The sequence below is a fragment of the Paractinoplanes bogorensis genome, from assembly GCF_018829635.1.
GTDB lineage: Bacteria > Actinomycetota > Actinomycetes > Mycobacteriales > Micromonosporaceae > Actinoplanes > Actinoplanes bogorensis.
In genome coordinates, this window is the sequence record NZ_JAHKKG010000005.1 from 97,981 (window position 1) to 113,574 (window position 15,594).

The 15,594-nt window shown below is 71.5% G+C and carries 18 protein-coding genes; 12 read left to right on the plus strand and 6 right to left on the minus strand.

What is annotated here, in order from left to right:
• Window positions 1-17: 17 nt before the first annotated feature.
• Together KOI35_RS15885 and KOI35_RS15890 are read right to left on the minus strand one after the other, a co-directional pair.
• Window positions 18-419 carry a hypothetical protein gene (locus KOI35_RS15885; RefSeq protein WP_215788222.1) on the minus strand — a complete coding sequence of 134 codons (402 nt, stop codon included), beginning with the start codon at window positions 417-419 and terminating at the stop codon, window positions 18-20.
• A gap of 87 nt (window positions 420-506) precedes the next feature.
• Window positions 507-2,312 (minus strand): alpha-amylase family glycosyl hydrolase, encoded by a 1,806-nt coding sequence (locus KOI35_RS15890; RefSeq protein WP_215788224.1) that lies wholly within the window; start codon window positions 2,310-2,312, stop codon window positions 507-509.
• Window positions 2,313-2,407: 95 nt separating this feature from the next.
• On the opposite strand from KOI35_RS15890, the gene KOI35_RS15895 reads away from it, so the two are divergent.
• From KOI35_RS15895 to KOI35_RS15905, 3 genes are read left to right on the plus strand one after another with little or no spacing between them, the layout of a single operon-like run.
• Complete coding sequence (locus tag KOI35_RS15895; RefSeq protein ID WP_215788226.1) at window positions 2,408-3,220, plus strand: ABC transporter ATP-binding protein; 813 nt, start codon at window positions 2,408-2,410, stop codon at window positions 3,218-3,220.
• Window positions 3,221-3,242: 22 nt separating this feature from the next.
• Complete coding sequence (locus KOI35_RS15900) at window positions 3,243-4,241, plus strand: ABC transporter substrate-binding protein (RefSeq protein ID WP_215788227.1); 999 nt, start codon at window positions 3,243-3,245, stop codon at window positions 4,239-4,241.
• Complete coding sequence (locus KOI35_RS15905) at window positions 4,238-6,349, plus strand: iron ABC transporter permease (protein ID WP_215788230.1); 2,112 nt, start codon at window positions 4,238-4,240, stop codon at window positions 6,347-6,349. The genes KOI35_RS15900 and KOI35_RS15905 overlap by 4 nt, the downstream gene beginning before the upstream one ends.
• Before the next feature lie 83 nt (window positions 6,350-6,432).
• Here KOI35_RS15905 and KOI35_RS15910 read toward each other — a convergent pair whose 3' ends face one another.
• The gene (locus tag KOI35_RS15910; RefSeq protein ID WP_215788232.1) at window positions 6,433-7,236 is read right to left on the minus strand and encodes a CPBP family intramembrane glutamic endopeptidase; all 804 of its coding nucleotides are present in this window, start codon (window positions 7,234-7,236) and stop codon (window positions 6,433-6,435) included.
• Between the two features lie 151 nt (window positions 7,237-7,387).
• Between KOI35_RS15910 and KOI35_RS15915 the strand changes: the two genes are divergently transcribed.
• From KOI35_RS15915 to KOI35_RS15945, 7 genes are all read left to right on the plus strand, one after another.
• On the plus strand, window positions 7,388-8,317 hold the full coding sequence (locus KOI35_RS15915; protein ID WP_215788234.1) for a sulfite exporter TauE/SafE family protein: 930 nt from the start codon (window positions 7,388-7,390) through the stop codon (window positions 8,315-8,317).
• A gap of 39 nt (window positions 8,318-8,356) precedes the next feature.
• Window positions 8,357-8,557 (plus strand): hypothetical protein, encoded by a 201-nt coding sequence (locus KOI35_RS15920; protein ID WP_215788236.1) that lies wholly within the window; start codon window positions 8,357-8,359, stop codon window positions 8,555-8,557.
• Between the two features lie 20 nt (window positions 8,558-8,577).
• On the plus strand, window positions 8,578-8,856 hold the full coding sequence (locus tag KOI35_RS15925; protein WP_215788237.1) for a DUF1905 domain-containing protein: 279 nt from the start codon (window positions 8,578-8,580) through the stop codon (window positions 8,854-8,856).
• A 123-nt stretch (window positions 8,857-8,979) separates the two neighbouring features.
• Window positions 8,980-9,426, plus strand: coding sequence for a hypothetical protein (locus KOI35_RS15930; protein WP_215788238.1), 447 nt, complete (start codon window positions 8,980-8,982; stop codon window positions 9,424-9,426).
• Complete coding sequence (locus tag KOI35_RS15935; protein WP_215788239.1) at window positions 9,423-10,283, plus strand: tetratricopeptide repeat protein; 861 nt, start codon at window positions 9,423-9,425, stop codon at window positions 10,281-10,283. The genes KOI35_RS15930 and KOI35_RS15935 overlap by 4 nt, the downstream gene beginning before the upstream one ends.
• Before the next feature lie 52 nt (window positions 10,284-10,335).
• Entirely contained in the window at window positions 10,336-10,869 is a 534-nt protein-coding gene (locus KOI35_RS15940) for an RNA polymerase sigma factor (protein WP_215788240.1), read from the plus strand.
• Window positions 10,866-11,474 (plus strand): hypothetical protein, encoded by a 609-nt coding sequence (locus KOI35_RS15945; RefSeq protein ID WP_215788241.1) that lies wholly within the window; start codon window positions 10,866-10,868, stop codon window positions 11,472-11,474. Before KOI35_RS15940 ends, KOI35_RS15945 begins: the two co-directional genes overlap by 4 nt.
• On the opposite strand, the gene KOI35_RS15950 is transcribed toward KOI35_RS15945, so the two are convergent.
• Window positions 11,456-11,953: a GNAT family N-acetyltransferase gene (locus KOI35_RS15950; protein ID WP_246613234.1), complete on the minus strand. Its 498-nt coding sequence runs from the start codon at window positions 11,951-11,953 to the stop codon at window positions 11,456-11,458. The two genes, KOI35_RS15945 and KOI35_RS15950, sit on opposite strands and share 19 nt — an antisense overlap.
• Window positions 11,910-12,812 carry a LysR family transcriptional regulator gene (locus KOI35_RS15955; RefSeq protein WP_215788242.1) on the minus strand — a complete coding sequence of 301 codons (903 nt, stop codon included), beginning with the start codon at window positions 12,810-12,812 and terminating at the stop codon, window positions 11,910-11,912. The genes KOI35_RS15950 and KOI35_RS15955 overlap by 44 nt, the downstream gene beginning before the upstream one ends.
• 69 nt (window positions 12,813-12,881) lie before the next feature.
• On the opposite strand from KOI35_RS15955, the gene KOI35_RS15960 reads away from it, so the two are divergent.
• Window positions 12,882-13,769, plus strand: coding sequence for an EamA family transporter (locus KOI35_RS15960; protein WP_246613235.1), 888 nt, complete (start codon window positions 12,882-12,884; stop codon window positions 13,767-13,769).
• Window positions 13,770-13,842: 73 nt separating this feature from the next.
• Entirely contained in the window at window positions 13,843-14,559 is a 717-nt protein-coding gene (locus KOI35_RS15965) for an SDR family NAD(P)-dependent oxidoreductase (RefSeq protein ID WP_246613236.1), read from the plus strand.
• Here KOI35_RS15965 and KOI35_RS15970 read toward each other — a convergent pair.
• Window positions 14,546-15,574, minus strand: coding sequence for an NAD-dependent epimerase/dehydratase family protein (locus tag KOI35_RS15970; RefSeq protein WP_215788244.1), 1,029 nt, complete (start codon window positions 15,572-15,574; stop codon window positions 14,546-14,548). The genes KOI35_RS15965 and KOI35_RS15970 overlap by 14 nt on opposite strands.
• Between the last annotated feature and the right edge of the window lie 20 nt (window positions 15,575-15,594).

The following is a 15,594-nucleotide window of genomic DNA, read 5'->3' on the forward strand; positions in this document are numbered from 1 at the left end:
TCCCCTCTGGACTGGGGTTAGTCGACGATGAAGGCGGGCGTGGCGACGCGCGGGGACGCGACGGTGCTGACCACGTAGCGGTAGGTCCACTTGCGGTTGCCGCTGACCAGGCCGACCCATGCGCTTCCGGTCGTGGTGGTGGCGAACGTGGCGGTCTGGTCAGTGATCCACTTCTGGCCGCTGCGGTGCTGCAGCGACACCGTGACCTGCCCGGAGCGCCGGGGCAGGATCTGCATGGTGGCGTGCACGGCGCCCAGAGACCGGTAGTGGGTGACGCCCTTGACGACACGGGTGTATCCGGTCAGCTTGACCGAGGCGACCCGGTGTGCGGGCGCGGCGGCGACGCCCGGTGTGGCTGCGAACAGGGCGAGGGGAGCGGCGACGACGGCGGCGAGGAGGGCGGACTTCAGTTTCTGCACAGCCTTCGCATCGGAGCACCGCCGGCCGAACTGAGCGCATTCGGCGAACTGGCAACGGCCCTGCAACCAACGGCCGCCGGGAGACGGTCAGCCGTACACGACGAAGCCACCGGGTGGCACGGTGATCGAGATCGCCCGGCCGTTGCGGGCCTCCACCTGCGCCGTACGGCCCTCGTCGGCCGCGACGGTGCTGAAGCGGCAGGTCAGGCCGTCGCCGAGCGAGTGCAGACCGCTGTCGACCGTGACCCAGGCCGTCCGGGCCGATGCGGGATCCGTATTGATGGCCGCGACCATTTCGGTGTTCGCCAGAATGCGGGACCAGGCGACCACCGACAACATGCGTGAACCGAGCACGCGCGGCAGCCCGAACGACTCGCCGTCGCCGGAGATCTCGCGCAGATACTGCCGTCCCCGCCGCAGCGCCGGCGTCTCGGACCGCAGCCGAAGGACGCGGGCGAGCTGCTGGTAGATCGGGTTGTCCTCGTCGAACGCATGCCCGCCGCGGCTGCCGAACGGCCCGAACTCGCCGCCGAACATCGCCTCGCGCAGATACCGGTCGTTGTCCCCGTGCCCGTCGAACGCCTGCTCACTGCCGTAGTAGACACACGGGATGCCCAGCGTGGTGGCGTTCAGCGCGAGCGCGGCCAGAGCCAGACGATCAAAGCTTTCCCCGTACGCGAACCGCGCCTTCGCCGACCCCTTGCGCACCTGATCGTGGTCGTCGTAACTGGTCACCACCCGATCCCGGAACCAGGTGTGCGAGTCCTTGCCGACCTCGAACGAGTTCCGGAACAGCCCGAAGTACCCGGCCGGGTCGCGGACCCCCTTGACCAGTCCTTCGAGCTGGTCCTGCACGTCGGCGATGCCCAGCGCGGCGTCCATGCCGACCTGCTCCAGGGTCTGGAAGGCGAACGCGCGGTCCCCGGTGATCTCGGCGATCAGGGCGAAGTTGTCCTTGCCGATGCTCTGGGCGAACTCGTGGACGGCCGACGCGAAGTACCGGGCCGCACCGGGATCCATGTGCTTGACCGTGTCGACCCGGAAGCCGTCGAGATCCGCATAGGCGATCCAGTACTGGTACGCCCGGGTCAGAGCTTTCAACGCCGCCGACGGCCGGTACGAGTCGACGTCTCCCGAGCCGAGGTGCACGTCCTTGAGTCCCTCGAAGTCGCCGTTCCGGAATTCGTCCGGCCAGTCCCAGTTCCTGATCCGCCCCTGACCGGTGAAGGTCCCCGGCTGTTGCAGCTCGGCCGGCCAGACCGCCCCGTCGGGCCATGCGCTGTCGGGCAGATCGGGCCCGAACGGCAGAAGGGGTTTGCCGCTCGCGTCGCGGAACCCCTCGACCCGGTACGGTTGCCCGTCCCATCGCGGGTCGAAGCCGCCCGACGCGGTGAGGTAGCGGTCGGGGTCGTAGCCGAACACGTCGCCGGTGTGGTTGACGACCACGTCGAGCACGACCGCGATGCCGGCCGCGTGCGCTTCGGTGACCAGGTCGCGCAGGTCCTCAGCGGTGCCGAAGTGCGGGTCGACGTCGAGGAAGTTCTGTGTCGCGTAGCCGTGGTAGCTGTCGGTGCCGGGCACCTGCCGCAGCACCGGGCTGATCCAGACCGCCGTGATGCCCAGTCTTTTCAGGTAGCCGAGCCGGCCGCGCAACCCGGCCAGGGTGCCGCCGAGCCAGCGCGTCCCCGCGTCCCGCCAGTGCTGTTCGTCGGCCGGAGTGCGGACCGCGTTGCCGTGGTCCTCCGCGCGCAGCGGTGGGCGGTCGACGCCGTCGGAGAACCGGTCGAGCATCAGGAAGTAGAGGACCCGGTCGCCCCAGTCGGACGGCGAGGCGGTGAACTCGCGTCCGGCGAACTGGGCGAAGTCGAGATCGGCGACACGGCGCACAGGCATCCACCGAGGCTAACGCCGGGTAGCGGCACCGGTACGTGTCGGATCGAGGACGCCCCTGAGCTTGCTTGATTCAAGAGTTAGGTTAGCCTCACCTCATGAATCGGGACGTGGCGCTCGCGGGGAACGACCTGACGCTCGGCTACGACGGCCGGGCCGTCGTGCACGGTGCGGGCATCGAGTTGGCCGCCGGTCGCGTGGTGGCGCTGGTCGGACCGAACGGGTCGGGCAAGTCGACGCTGCTGCGGGCCCTGGCGCGGCTGCACACGCCGCAGTCCGGGCAGGTCACGCTGAACGGCGGGGGCGATGCGTTCGCGTTGCGCCCCAAGGATTTCGCCCGTCAGGTCACGCTGCTGACCCAGTCTCGTCCCACCCCTGGGGGCGTACGGGTGAAGGATGTCGTCGCCTATGGCCGGCATCCCTATCGTGGCCGTTTCGGATCAGGTGACGCCGACGGGCCCAAGCACGTCGAGAAGGCGATGGGCCTGACCGGAGTGGACACGATGGCCGAGCGGGCCGTCGACGAGCTGTCCGGCGGTGAGCTGCAGCGGGTCTGGCTGGCCACCTGCCTGGCCCAGGACACCGGCGTCGTGCTGCTGGACGAGCCGACCACCTTCCTCGACCTGCGCTACCAGGTCGAGATCCTCGACATCGTGCGCGAGCTGGCCGACGACCATCAGGTCGCGGTCGGCGTCGTGCTGCACGACCTCGACCAGGCCGCCGCCGTGGCCGACCAGGTCGTGCTCATGGCCTCGGGCGTCGTGCGGGCCACCGGAAGCCCGGCCGATGTGCTCACCGCCGACCTCCTCAGCGAGGTGTACGGCCTGCGTATCGAAGTGGCCGTCGGCGACGACGGTCACCTGCACACGCGTCCGATCGGCCGGCACACCAGCCGGTCCGTCACCACCTGAATCCGAAAGGGAACCCCCCGATATGGCTATCACCCGCCGAGCGTTCGCCGCTACGACGGCTGCCGCTCTCACCGCAGTGCTGCTCGCGGCCTGCGGCACCACCGAGGACCCGGCCGATGCGTCCGGCCCGGCCTCCGCTCCGCCGTCCACCGGACCGGTCGACCTGACCGACGAGCGTGGCGCCTTCCACCTCGACGCCCCGGCCAAGAACGTCGTCTCGCTCGAGTGGGGCCTGACCGAGAACCTGGTCGCACTGGGCGTCAAGCCGATCGGTCAGGCCGACGTCAAGGGCTACAACGCCTGGGACAAGAGCGCCCCGATCGACGCCTCCACCCCGGACGTCGGCACCCGCGGTGAGCCCAGCCTGGACGCCATCGCGGCCCTCAAGCCCGACCTGGTGGTGACCGTCACCGACCTGCCCGAGAACGTCATCGCCCAGATCGCCAAGACCGTGCCGGTGCTCACGCTGCGCGGCTCGGACGGCGCCGACCCGATCGGCTACATGCGCAAGACGGTCACCACGCTCGCGCAGGTCACCGGCACCCAGGCCCAGGGCGAGAAGCTGCTGACCGACTTCGGCGCCAAGGTCGCCGCGGGCAAGGAGGCGCTGGCCACGGCGAACAAGGCCGGTGCGCCGTTCGTGATGGTCGACGGCTGGGTCGAGTCCGGCAACGTCTCGCTGCGCATGTACACGCCGACCTCGTTCTTCGGCGGCGTCGCCAAGGAGCTGGGCCTGGAGAACCAGTGGACCTCGGGCGGCGACAAGGACTACGGGCTCGCGCAGAACGACGTCGAGGGCCTCACGAAGATCACCAACAAGGACACCACCTTCATCTACGTGGCCAACGACGCCGACGGCGGCGACTTCACCACCAACCTGAAGAGCAACGCGGTCTGGAAGCAGCTGCCCTTCGTCACCGGCGACAAGGTCAAGCGCATCCCGGACGGCATCTGGATGTTCGGCGGCCCGGCCTCGGCCACGGCCTACATCGACGCGCTCACCTCCGCGCTGACGTCATGACCGCGAGCACGACCGCCCCGGCGGTTGCCCCGCCCCGGAGCACAAGCGAGACTTTCCGCCCGTACGGGAAAATCATCGCCGTCTTCGCCGTGGCGGTCGTGCTGCTGGCCGTCCTGTCGGCGGTGCACCTCACGCAGGGCACGGCCGACGTCGGACTCGGTGAACTGATCCGCGCACTGCAACCCGGCGGCGAGACCGACGACGCCCGTACGCAGGCCGTCGCCGTCCTCGTCGCCAGTCGGTTGCCGCGCCTGTTCGCCGCGCTGCTGGTCGGTCTCGGAGTCGCCATCGCCGGCGCCGTCCTGCAATCGGTCGCGCGCAACCCGCTGGCCTCGCCCGACACGCTGGCCGTCAACGCCGGCGCGTACGTCTCGGTCGTCGCCGTGGCCGCGTTCGGCATCTCGCTGCCGTTCTTCGCGGGCGGCTCGGTCGCGTTCGTGGGCGGCCTGCTCGCCTCGGGCCTGGTGCTGCTCGTCGCGCGCGGCGGGGCGGCCGGCCCGACCCGGCTCGTGCTGGCCGGCTCGGCCGTCGCCCTGGCGCTCAACTCGCTGACCACCGTGCTGCTGATGCTGTTCCAGCAGAACACGATCGGCCTGTTCGCGTGGGGGAGCGGCACCACCGTCCAGAGCGGAACCCAGAACGTCACCATGGCGGCGCCGGTCGTCGCCGCCGGGGTGCTGGCCGCACTGCTGCTCGCCCACCGGCTCGACGTGCTCGGCCTCGGCGACGACTCGGCCCGGGTCCTCGGTGTGGACGTACGCCGTACGCGGGTGCTCTCAGTGACCGTGGCCGTGTTGCTCTCCGCGATCGCCGTGACCGTGGCCGGGCCGATCGGCTTCGTCGGGCTCAGCGCGCCGGTCATCGCCCGGCTGGTCACCCGCCGCGTGCCCGGGCTGGGCGCACACCTGCTGCTCCTGCCCTTCGCGGGAATCGTCGGCGCCCTCACCGTCGTCGGCGCCGACGTGCTCCTGCGCCTGATCATCCCCTCGTCGACCGCCATCTCGGTGCCGACCGGCGTGGTCACCACTCTGGCCGGCGCGGCCGTGCTGGTCTGGCTGGCCCGGCGCCTGCGCGACGGCGGACCGGCCGCCGCTCCCACCCGTGGGGCCAACGGCACAGTTCGATCCCGTACGTGGGTGGTCATTGTCGGCGTCACACTGGGCGTCCTGCTGGTCGCCGCCTTCGTGTCCGCTCTGCTGCTGGGCGACCGCCTGATCCTGCTCGGCGACGTCATGAACTGGCTGAGCGGCTCGGCCGGCCGTCAGGTCTCGTTCGTCCTCGACCAGCGCTGGCCCCGGGTGCTGGCCGCTCTGCTCGGCGGGGCCGCACTCGCCCTGGCCGGCGCGATCGTGCAGGCCGTGTGCCGCAACGCCCTGGCCGAACCCAGCCTGCTCGGCGTCACCCCGGGCGCGTCGGTCGGCGCGGTCGCCGTGGTGCTGCTCGTCCCCGGCGTCGGCGGCTGGCCGGTGATGGGCGTGGCCACCCTGTTCGCGCTCGGCACGTTCGCCCTCGTCTACCGCCTGTCCGCCAGCCGTGGCCTGTCGTCCGACCGCATCGTGCTCGTCGGCGTGGGCGTCAGCGCCGCCGCCACCGCGCTGACCACGCTGGTGGTGGTCGTCGTCTCCCCGTGGAACGTCGGCACCGCCCTGACCTGGCTGGCCGGTTCCACCTACGGGCGCAGCCTCAGCCAGGTCATGCCGGTCCTGGTCATGCTGGCCGTGGCACTGCCGGTCACCCTGATCGCGAGCCGCACCCTCGACCTGGTCGCCCTCGACGAGGACGTGCCCCGTGTGCTCGGTGTCCCGCTCGACCGGGCCCGCCTCGGCCTGCTCGGCCTGGCCGCGGTGCTGACCGCGGCCGCGGCGACGGCGGTGGGCGCGCTCGGCTTCGTCGGCCTGGTCGCCCCGCATGCGGCCCGCGCCCTGGTCGGCGGCAGCCATGCGCGTTCGGTGCCGGTCGCCGTCGCACTGGGCGCGCTGCTGGTGTGCGTGGCCGACACGTTGGGCCGCATGGTCATCGCGCCCGCTCAGCTGGCCGCCGGGCTGGTCACCGCGCTGATCGGTGCTCCGTACTTCGTCTGGCTGCTCTGGCGCAGCCGCTCCGCCTAGCCGACCGCCTCGGGTGGCGCCGGCCGGCTGCTTGCGCGGCCTAGCTCACTGCCCGGGTAGCGCCAGCCGGCTGGTTGCGCGGCCTAGCTGACTGCTCGCGCGGTCGTCCGGCGCTGCAGCAGCTGGACCACGCCGACGCCGAGGGCGAGGGGGACCAGGCCCAGCGCGAACTGCTGCAACAGCGCCAAGTCGTCGACCACGAACCGGTTCCAGGAGTCGCCGGTGATCTGGACGGCGGTCTGGAACGCCACGTGGAAGCCGATCGGCACCAGCAGGGAGTCGGTGACCTGGCGCAGGAAGCCCTGCACGACGGCGAACCCGAAGAGGATGACGACTCGCTCGAGGCTGCCGGCCGCGCCGATCAGCACGCCGAACAGGGTGAACAGGACGGCCTGGGCGAGGACGGCAACCCACGCGGGCATGAGCTGGGTCAGGTTGCGATAGAGGTAGCCGCGGAAGACGTACTCCTCGGGCAGCGCCTCGTAGAGCAGGACCAGGCCGGCCAGCGCCAGGACCGAGAGGATGGTGGTGAGGATCGAGCCGCGCGGTGAGATCGTGAGCCAGTCGAGCGCCAGGCAGGCGATGACGGCCACCGTCGCGGGGATCAGATAGCCGGCCGCGCCGAGGCCGAGCAGGCGTGACCCCGTACGCGGGGAAGGTCGTCGCAGTTGGTCCCACGGAAGCCGGTCGAGGTGACGGTAGGCGAGCACGACCATCGGCACGACGAGCAACGTGAGCCCGAAGGCTGACGCCACGTGACGGCCGCGATCGTAACCCTCGCCCCAGATCGCGTCTCCCGCCGCGAACACGGCCAGCCAGATCAGCGTGGCGGCGGTGAAGACGATGGCGATGCGCGAGACGACGGGAACTGGCCGGTTGCGTTCCATGCACGGAGTCTGCCGACCCCGGTCCGGCGCGCGCTGCGGCAGAAAGTCTATGTGCCGTCTCTTAAGTCGGGACCCGTCTTGCTGTTCTCCTATCGAAATGATAGGTATGGTGGGCGCGATCAGGAATCCCCCCGCCTGGACTGGAGAGACCATGAGGAAGTTGATCCTCCTAGCCCTCGTCGGGCTCGGTGCCCAGCTCGTCGACGGCAGCCTCGGCATGGCCTACGGCGTGACGTCGACGACGCTGCTGCTGGCGATCGGCACCAACCCGGCCGCCGCCTCGGCCACAGTGCACCTGGCCGAGATCGGCACCACCCTGGTCTCCGGCATCTCGCACTGGAAGTTCGGCAACGTCGACTGGAAGGTCGTCCTCAAGATCGGCGTGCCCGGCGCGGTCGGCGCGTTCGCGGGCGCCACCTTCCTGTCCGGGCTCTCGACCGACACCGCCGCGCCCCTGATGTCGGTCATCCTGCTCGCGCTCGGCCTCTACGTCTTCATCCGCTTCACCACGATGGGCCTGCCCAAGGGCCGTCTGGGCCTGCCGCTGCGCAAGCGGTTCCTGGCCCCGCTCGGCGTGGTGGCCGGTTTCGTCGACTCGACCGGTGGCGGCGGCTGGGGCCCGGTCGGCACGCCGGCGATCCTCGCGTCCGGACGGCTCGAGCCGCGCAAGACGATCGGTTCCATCGACACCAGCGAGTTCCTGGTCGCGGTGGCGGCCAGCCTGGGCTTCCTGTTCGGGCTCGGCTCCGAGAACATCAACTTCGCCTGGGTGGCCGCCCTGCTCATCGGTGGCGTGATCGCCGCGCCGATCGCCGCCTGGCTGGTCCGGCTGATCCCGCCGCGGGTGCTGGGGGCCGCGGTCGGCGGCGTCATCATCCTGACCAACTCGCGGACGCTGCTGCGCTCCGACTGGATCGACGCGGGCGACACCACGCGCTACTCGATCTATGCGGTCATCTACGTCGTGTGGGCGGCCGCGCTGATCTACTCGATCCGCGAGTACCGCCGCAACGCCGAGGAGGACCGCCGCATCATCGCCGAGGCGTCGGAACGAGACGAGCGCGAGCTCGACCCCGCCTGACCGGGGCTCTACCCGCGCGATGGCCTACCGTTGGCCGTCATGATGACCGAACTCGCCCAGCGCATCGCCGACGCGCTCAACGAGGCCCTCGACCAGCGGGTCGCCACCGACTACTCCGTGGGCCACGTGGAGCGCGGCCTGGCCGACGGCGGCCCCGACGAGCCGATCATCGCCATGACGGTCGACGAGGTGGCCCGGATCGCCGCCCGCACCGCCCGCGACGTCGCCGAGGGACGCTGAACTGGCGGTATGGTCAGATCATGCCCGGACCGCTCGACATCACCTTCACCGCTACCCTCGGCAAGGTTCGCGAGGGTGACACCTGGACATGCGTGCAGCTGCCCGGCTCGGCCGAGGTCTTCGGCACCCGCGGCCTGGTCAAGGTCGCCGGCACCGTCGACGGCGTGCCGTTCCGGGGCGCGTTCATGGCCCTCGGCGACGGCACCCACAAGCTGCCGGTGAACGCCACCGTCCGCCGCACGATCGGCAAATCCGACGGCGACGAGGTGGTCGTCCACCTCACCGAGCGCCTGAACTGACCTTCTCCGCGCATCGCTCTCGTGCAGGACCGCCGTGTGTGGGGGAGGCCGTCATACCGGCGACGCTATCGAGCCCTCTAAGCTGTGCCCCGCACCGGGTGCCAGGACGAAGCGGGGATCTGCATGAACGACGAGCTGTTCAGCCCGACGATCCGTGATCAGGCGCCACCCGGCAGGAGCCCGTGGCGGCCCGAGTCGATCGTCTACCCGGCGTTCTTCGGTGGTCCCCTCGCCGCGGCCACGCTGGGGCTGCTCAACGGTCGCCGGCTCGGATTGCCGGCCGGGCAGATGCTGATCATCGCCGCGGCCGGGGTCGCCGGGTTCGCGATCCGGATCGGCGTCGTCGCCGCGTTCGACAGCACGTCCAACCTGCGTCTGGTCGGCATCGTGACCGGCATCCTGGTGTGGCTGGTCGTCCTGTTGTTCCAGCGCGGCCGGTTCCGGGTCGCCATGCTGCGCGGCGGAAAGCCGGCCCGGCTGATCCTGCCCGGTCTGCTGGCTGCCGTCGGCTTCGCCGTGATCGAGGCCATGGTCCTGGTCACCGTCTCGAACGGGTCCCTGGCCGGATGACGTCGCCCGTACTGCACCGCGCCCAGTCCCTGCTGGCCACCGGCCGGGCCGAGCAGGCGCTGACCGAGCTGTCGACGCTGCCGGCCAACGAGGTCACCGGGTCCTTCGCGCTGCAACTGCGCTGCGCCGCGCTCAGCCAGCTCGACCGCTGGGCCGAGGTGGGCGAGGCGGCCCGCGCCGGTCTGGCCGCCAACGGGCCCGACCCCGACCTGCTGCTGTGGCTGGGCCGCTCCGAGCACGAGGCCGGCCGGGACGAGAACGCCGAGCGGGCCCTGCTCGACGCGCTGGCGATGGCCCCGCAGGACGTCGATCTGCTGTGTGCTTACGCAGACCTCTGTGCGGCCAACGGCCAGCTCGAGAAGGCCGGCAAGCTGGTCGATCTCGCCGCCGCCCAGGCGCCGCAGGCGCCCGTGGTCTACGCCACCCGGATCCAGGTGGCCCACGCCCGCGGCGACGACCGCGAGGCGCAGCGGATCAGCCAGGAGTTCGTCGGCGTGCACCCGGACAACCCGGTCGCCCATGCCCTGCTGGGCGGCACCAGCGCCGCCCGCGGCCACATCGACACCGCGTACGAGGGTTTCCGGCAGGCCGCCGCCGCCCGGCCGACCGAGCAGGTCTTCGCCGAGTCCGCGATGGAGCTGCGCGTGGCCCGGCATCCGCTGATGATCCCGCTGCGCCCGGTGCTGCGCTTCGGCGCCCTGAAGACGTGGCTGGCCGCGGTCGGTTGCATCCTGCTGCTGCGGGCGATCGGCCTGCCCGTGCTGGCCGGTCTGCTCGGTTTCGCCTGGCTGGCGTTCTGCATCTACTCGTGGGTCGTGCCGCCGCTGGTCCGCCGGCGCGTACGCAAGGGTTGGTGAATCACCGACGAAAGACGCGGGCGCCGGCCGGACATAGGTGAGGGTGGACCCTGTGAACCCCGACGACCGTCGCCGCCGGTTCGAGGCGGTGGCGCCCGCGGTGATCGAACCGGTGCGGCGCTATCTGGCCCGGCGCACCGACCCGTCGACCGCCGACGACGTGCTGCAGGAGACGTTGCTGGTCTGCTGGCGACGCGTGGACGACATGCCTGCGGTCGAGTTCCTGCCCTGGGCGTACGGGGTGGCCCGTAACTGCCTGGCCAACGCCGAGCGCGCCCAGCGCCGCCGGCACCGGCTCTTCGCCCGGATCGTCCACCTGGACCCACCGCCGGTGGCCGTTCCCGAGAACGATCCGGATCACGAGCTGACCGAGGCGGTGGCGCGGCTGCGGGCCGAGGACGCGGAGATCCTGCGGCTCTGGGCCTGGGAGGAGCTGTCCGCCTCCGAGATCGCCACCGTGCTGCGGATCAGCGCCAACGCGGCGAGCCTGCGCCTGCACCGGGCCAAGCAGAAACTGCGCGACGAACTGCGAAAGCCCGGCACCGGGAACGGACATGAGGAGTTGACAGAGGGGAGACGGCCATGACGGACGACGACGACCTGCGTTCGCGCCTGCGCCGCACCGATCCGGCAGCCGGCCTGGCTCCGGTCGCTCCCGCCCGCACCGCACAACTCCTGGAGAAGACGATGACCACCGCCGCCGTCAAGCCACGACTCGATACCCGCCTGATCCTGGTAGCCGCCGCCGCGCTGCTGCTCATCGTGGCGGTCGGCGGCTGGCAGTTGCTCAGGCCGCCGGGCAGCGGCCACAATGCCGCGGGACCCGTGGCCGTGCCGTCGGCCGGCGTCACGAAGAAGCTGACCGGTCCGCCCGCGGCCCAGGCCAAGTGCATCGCCCCGACCGCCACCAAGCTGCGCGAGTACGCCGACTTCGCGTTCGCCGGCACGGTCACCTCGCTCTACGGCGACGCCGTCGCGCTGAAGGTCACCAGGGTCTACCGGGGTGCCCCGGCCGATGCGGTGGAGGTGGCGCAGGAGGGTGGCTCCTCCGAGACGATGATGGGCAGCGGCAAGTTCGAGATCGGCCGCGACTACCTGGTCGCCTCGTCCGAGGGCGGCATCCTGGTCTGCGGCTACAGCGGCGAGGCCGACGCGACTGGCCTGCAGGAGCTCTACGACGAGGCTTTCTGACTTCCCGCACGACGTTCCAGCAGCACCACGTCGCGCCACCGATCGCCGTGCCGTCCGATGCGTTCGCGCACGCCGACCGTACGGAATCCGCATGCCCGGTGCAGGGCCAGGCTTGCCTCGTTCTCGGGGAAGATGCCGGACTGGATGGTCCAGATCCCGGCCCTCCCGGTGGACTCGATCAGCGCCGAAAGCAGTGCGCGCCCGACGCCCCGGCCCTGGGCGGCGGGCGCGACATAGATCGAATGCTCGACCACCCCGGCGTACACCGGCCGGCTCGACACCGCGGTGACGGCCACCCAACCGAGGACGGAGCCCGCCACCGCCACGAACCGGTGCCCGGGCAACCGCCCCGAGTCGAACGTCTCCCAGTTCGGGGCGGTGGTCTCGAAACTGGCGTTCCCGCCGTCCAGACCCGCCTGGTACAGCGCCAGCACCTCAGGCCCGTCGGCCGCCCGCATCGGGCGAACGGTCATCTCCATGCGCACCACCGTAGGTCGCGCGTATTTCCGCCAGCAGCTCGGGCAGATCGGGCGGCGGCGAGTCGGACCACCAGGCCAGCCACACGGGGATGGGCGGGGCGTCCCGCACCGTGCGGTAGGCCACCCCGGGCCGCGGGTTCTGGTGTGCGGTCGCCTCCGACGTCACGCCCACGGCCTGTCCGGCGGCGATCAGCGTGAGCCACTCGTCCACGCCATGGGTGTGCCGGAAGGTCTTCGGCGGCGGTCCCGGATCCCACAGAGCCGGCGTCGTGGTCCCGGTCCGGTTGTCGATGGCTACGGGAAAGCGGGCGAGGTCAGCCATCCGGACCTGACGCCGGCGCGCCAAGGGGTTGTCGGTGGCGATCGCCGCGACACGGGTCTCGACCCCGACCAGCGCCGTCGTGAAGCGCGGGTCGTCGTCGAGGGAGCGGCGGACCACGGCGACGTCGGCGATGCCCTCGCTCAGACCGGCCGTGACCGTGCTCGACTGCACGAAGACCAGCGGAACGGCCGGGTGCGCCGCCGCCCAGGTCTTCTGCAGGCGCCGCGTGTGCTTGCCGAGGGCCGCCCAGCTGTAGCCGACGCGGAGTTCGCCCGCCGGCTCGGAGAGCGTGCGCTTGAGGTGGGCCACCTCGTCGAGCACCCGGCGGGCGGCGGGCAGCACCCGGGCGCCGGCCGCGGTCAGCGACACGTGGCGGGTGTTGCGCCGCAGGAGGCGTACTCCCAGAGCGGTCTCCAACGCGGCGATCGAGCGTGACACCGACGCCTGCGAGATCCCGACGGTCACGGCCGCGTCGGTGAACGTGCCCGCGTCGGCCACCGCGACCAGATTCTCGAGCTGCCGCAGCTGCAGATCCATACGCTTACCGTATAACTGACGCGTCTCATGCATTTCCCGCATCGATCCCCGGCGGCCGAGACTGGCCGCATGAAGGGGATTGCCGCGATGATCGTGAGCGGGTCGAGCAACCAGGTCGGGGCTGCGCTCGGCGCGCATGCGTTCGGCACCATCGGCCCGGCCGGTGTCGTCGCGGTCCGCCAGTTCGTCGCGGCCGCGGTGCTGCTGCCCGTCGCCCGGCCCGACCTGCGCCGCTTCACGTGGCGGCAGTGGTGGCCGACGCTGCTGCTCGGGCTCGTCTTCGCCACCATGAACATCAGCCTCTACACGGCCGTCGACCGCGTCGGCCTGGCCCTCGCCGTCACGCTCGAGTTCCTCGGTCCGCTCGCGGTCGCGCTCGCCGGTTCCCGCACCCGCGTCGACCTGCTGTGCGCGCTCGGTGCGGCCGCGGGCGTCTGGTTCCTGGTGCAGCCGGGCCCGTCCAGCGACTGGTCCGGGATCGGCTCGGGCGTGCTCGCCGGCGCCTGCTGGGCCGCCTACATCCTGCTCAACCGTCTGGTCGGCGCGCGCCTGCCCGGACTGCAGGCCCCGGCCGCCGCCACCACGGTTTCGGCGCTGCTCTACCTGCCCGTCGCGGTCACGCTCGCCGTCACCGACCGGCTCACCGGCACCGCGATCGCCTTCGCGGTCGGCGCCGGCCTGCTCAGCTCGGTCGTGCCCTACGCCATGGACGTGGTCATTCTCCGACGCGTCCCGACCCAGTTCTTCGGCCTGTTCATGAGTATCCATCCCGTGCTGGCCGCCCTCGCGGGCCTGCTCCTGCTCGGCCAGTTCCTCAGCGCGCCGCAGGTCGCGGGCATCGCTCTCGTGGTCGCCGCGAACACCGTCGCCGCCATGAAAAACCTCAAGCCGCTTCCGTACGCCTCCACAACCACCGACAACCGCATCGGCGCCGAACCCGCGGTCCCGCCGGCCTGAGTGCAACACCGGGCCGTAGCGCCGCTGCGGGATGTTCCCGGTGGTCCGGCGGCCCGGCTCTACGATTCCGGTCATGGAGAAGGTCGCACTGGTCACGGGTTCGTCATCGGGCATCGGGGCGGCCACGGCGCTCCGGCTGGCGTCGGACGGCTTCACGGTCGCCGTCCACAGCCGTTCCAGCCGCTCGGCCGGTGAGGCGCTGGCCGAGAAGATCGGCGGCTCGTACCACCAGGCCGACCTGGCCGACGACGAGGCGACCGAGGCTCTGGTGCCGGCCGTACTGGACCGCCACGGGCGTCTCGACGTGCTCGTCAACAACGCCGGTGTCAGCTGGCCGGTGCCCCACGCCGACCTGGCCGGCCTGACCGCGGCCGACTGGCGCCGCCTCCTGGACGTCAACCTGATCGCGCCGTGGCTGCTGTGCACGGCCGCGCTCCCGGCGCTGCGCGATTCCGGCGGCTGCGTCGTCAACGTCACCAGCCACGCCGGCGTACGCCCGAAGGGCAGCTCGGTCGGATACGCGGCCAGCAAGGCGGCCCTGAACCACGTCACCAAGCTGCTGGCCGCCTCGCTGGGACCCGGCATCCGCGTGAACGCGGTAGCGCCCGGCCTGGTCGACACCCCGTTGACCGCCTCCTGGACCGAGGCCCAGGCCCTCTGGCAGACCGCCAGCCCGATGCGCCGGGCGGCACAGCCCACCGACGTAGCCGATCTGATCTCCACCTTGATCCGCCATCCCTACATCACCGGCGAGGTGATCCTGCTCGACGGAGGCCTCAACCTCCGCTGACCCATGCGTCCTCAGCGCCGTAGTCGAACCAGCGTGCCGCGTCGTCCTCGTCCACACCCGGGGGCAGCCAGCCCGGGTCTCGGCCGGCCCGCTCGACCAACCAGTCGACCTCGAGCGCGACTGTCGTGGCGTAGTCGCCGACCGGGCGGTAGCCGAGCTCGAGCGCCGCGCTCATGTCCAGGGCGACCGGCGGCACGAAATGCCACGGGTGCCGGCCCAGCGCGGGCGGTGCGTCGTCGTCGAGCAGCACCTCGCGCCACGTGTGACCGGTCAGCCCGGCGACCGTCCGTGCGATGTCCCGGCCGTCGGGGGTGTCCGGGTCGGCGGCGTTGAGGATGCGGCGCCCCGGCTGCTCCGCCACCACCTCGACGAGCGCGGCGAGGTTGACGGCCGCCGTGGGATGGTCGGCGCCGCGTCCACCGCCGGCCAGAAGCACGACGGGACGACGGTCCAGGGCGCGCTTGACGAAATACCACTCCCGCGGCGGCGCGGCGCCCTCGCCGTGCACCTTGGACGGGCGCAGCACGGTGACCGGAAGCCCGCTGTCCAGCAGCACATGCTCGGCCGCGACCTTGTTCGCGCCGTACCCCTCGGCCGACTTGTGTGGCATGTCGCCCGGCTTCATCGTCGGCTGACGCTCGGTCACCGGACCGCCGAACCGCGGCTTGACCGGCGAGTTGACGTGGTTCCCGGCGTCGTCGACGTAGACCGCCTTGCTCGACATCATCACGGCGCCGCGGACGTCGGTCAGCATCGGCAGGATCAGCCGCGCCTGCCCGCCGGTGAAACAGACACAGTCGACCAGCAGGTCGCAGCCATCGCCCACCGCCGCGGCGAGCGCGACCGGATCCGCGCGATCGGCCGCCACGAAGAGGACGCCGGCCGACGCGAGATCGCCGGGCATCCGAGCCGGGTCACGCCCGGTGACAACGACCTGCCACCCCGCTGCGACCAGTCGCCGCGCCACCGCGCGACCGATCAGTCCCGTTCCACCGATGACGACTGCTTTCGGCATCGAACACCCCCCGTAGTAGT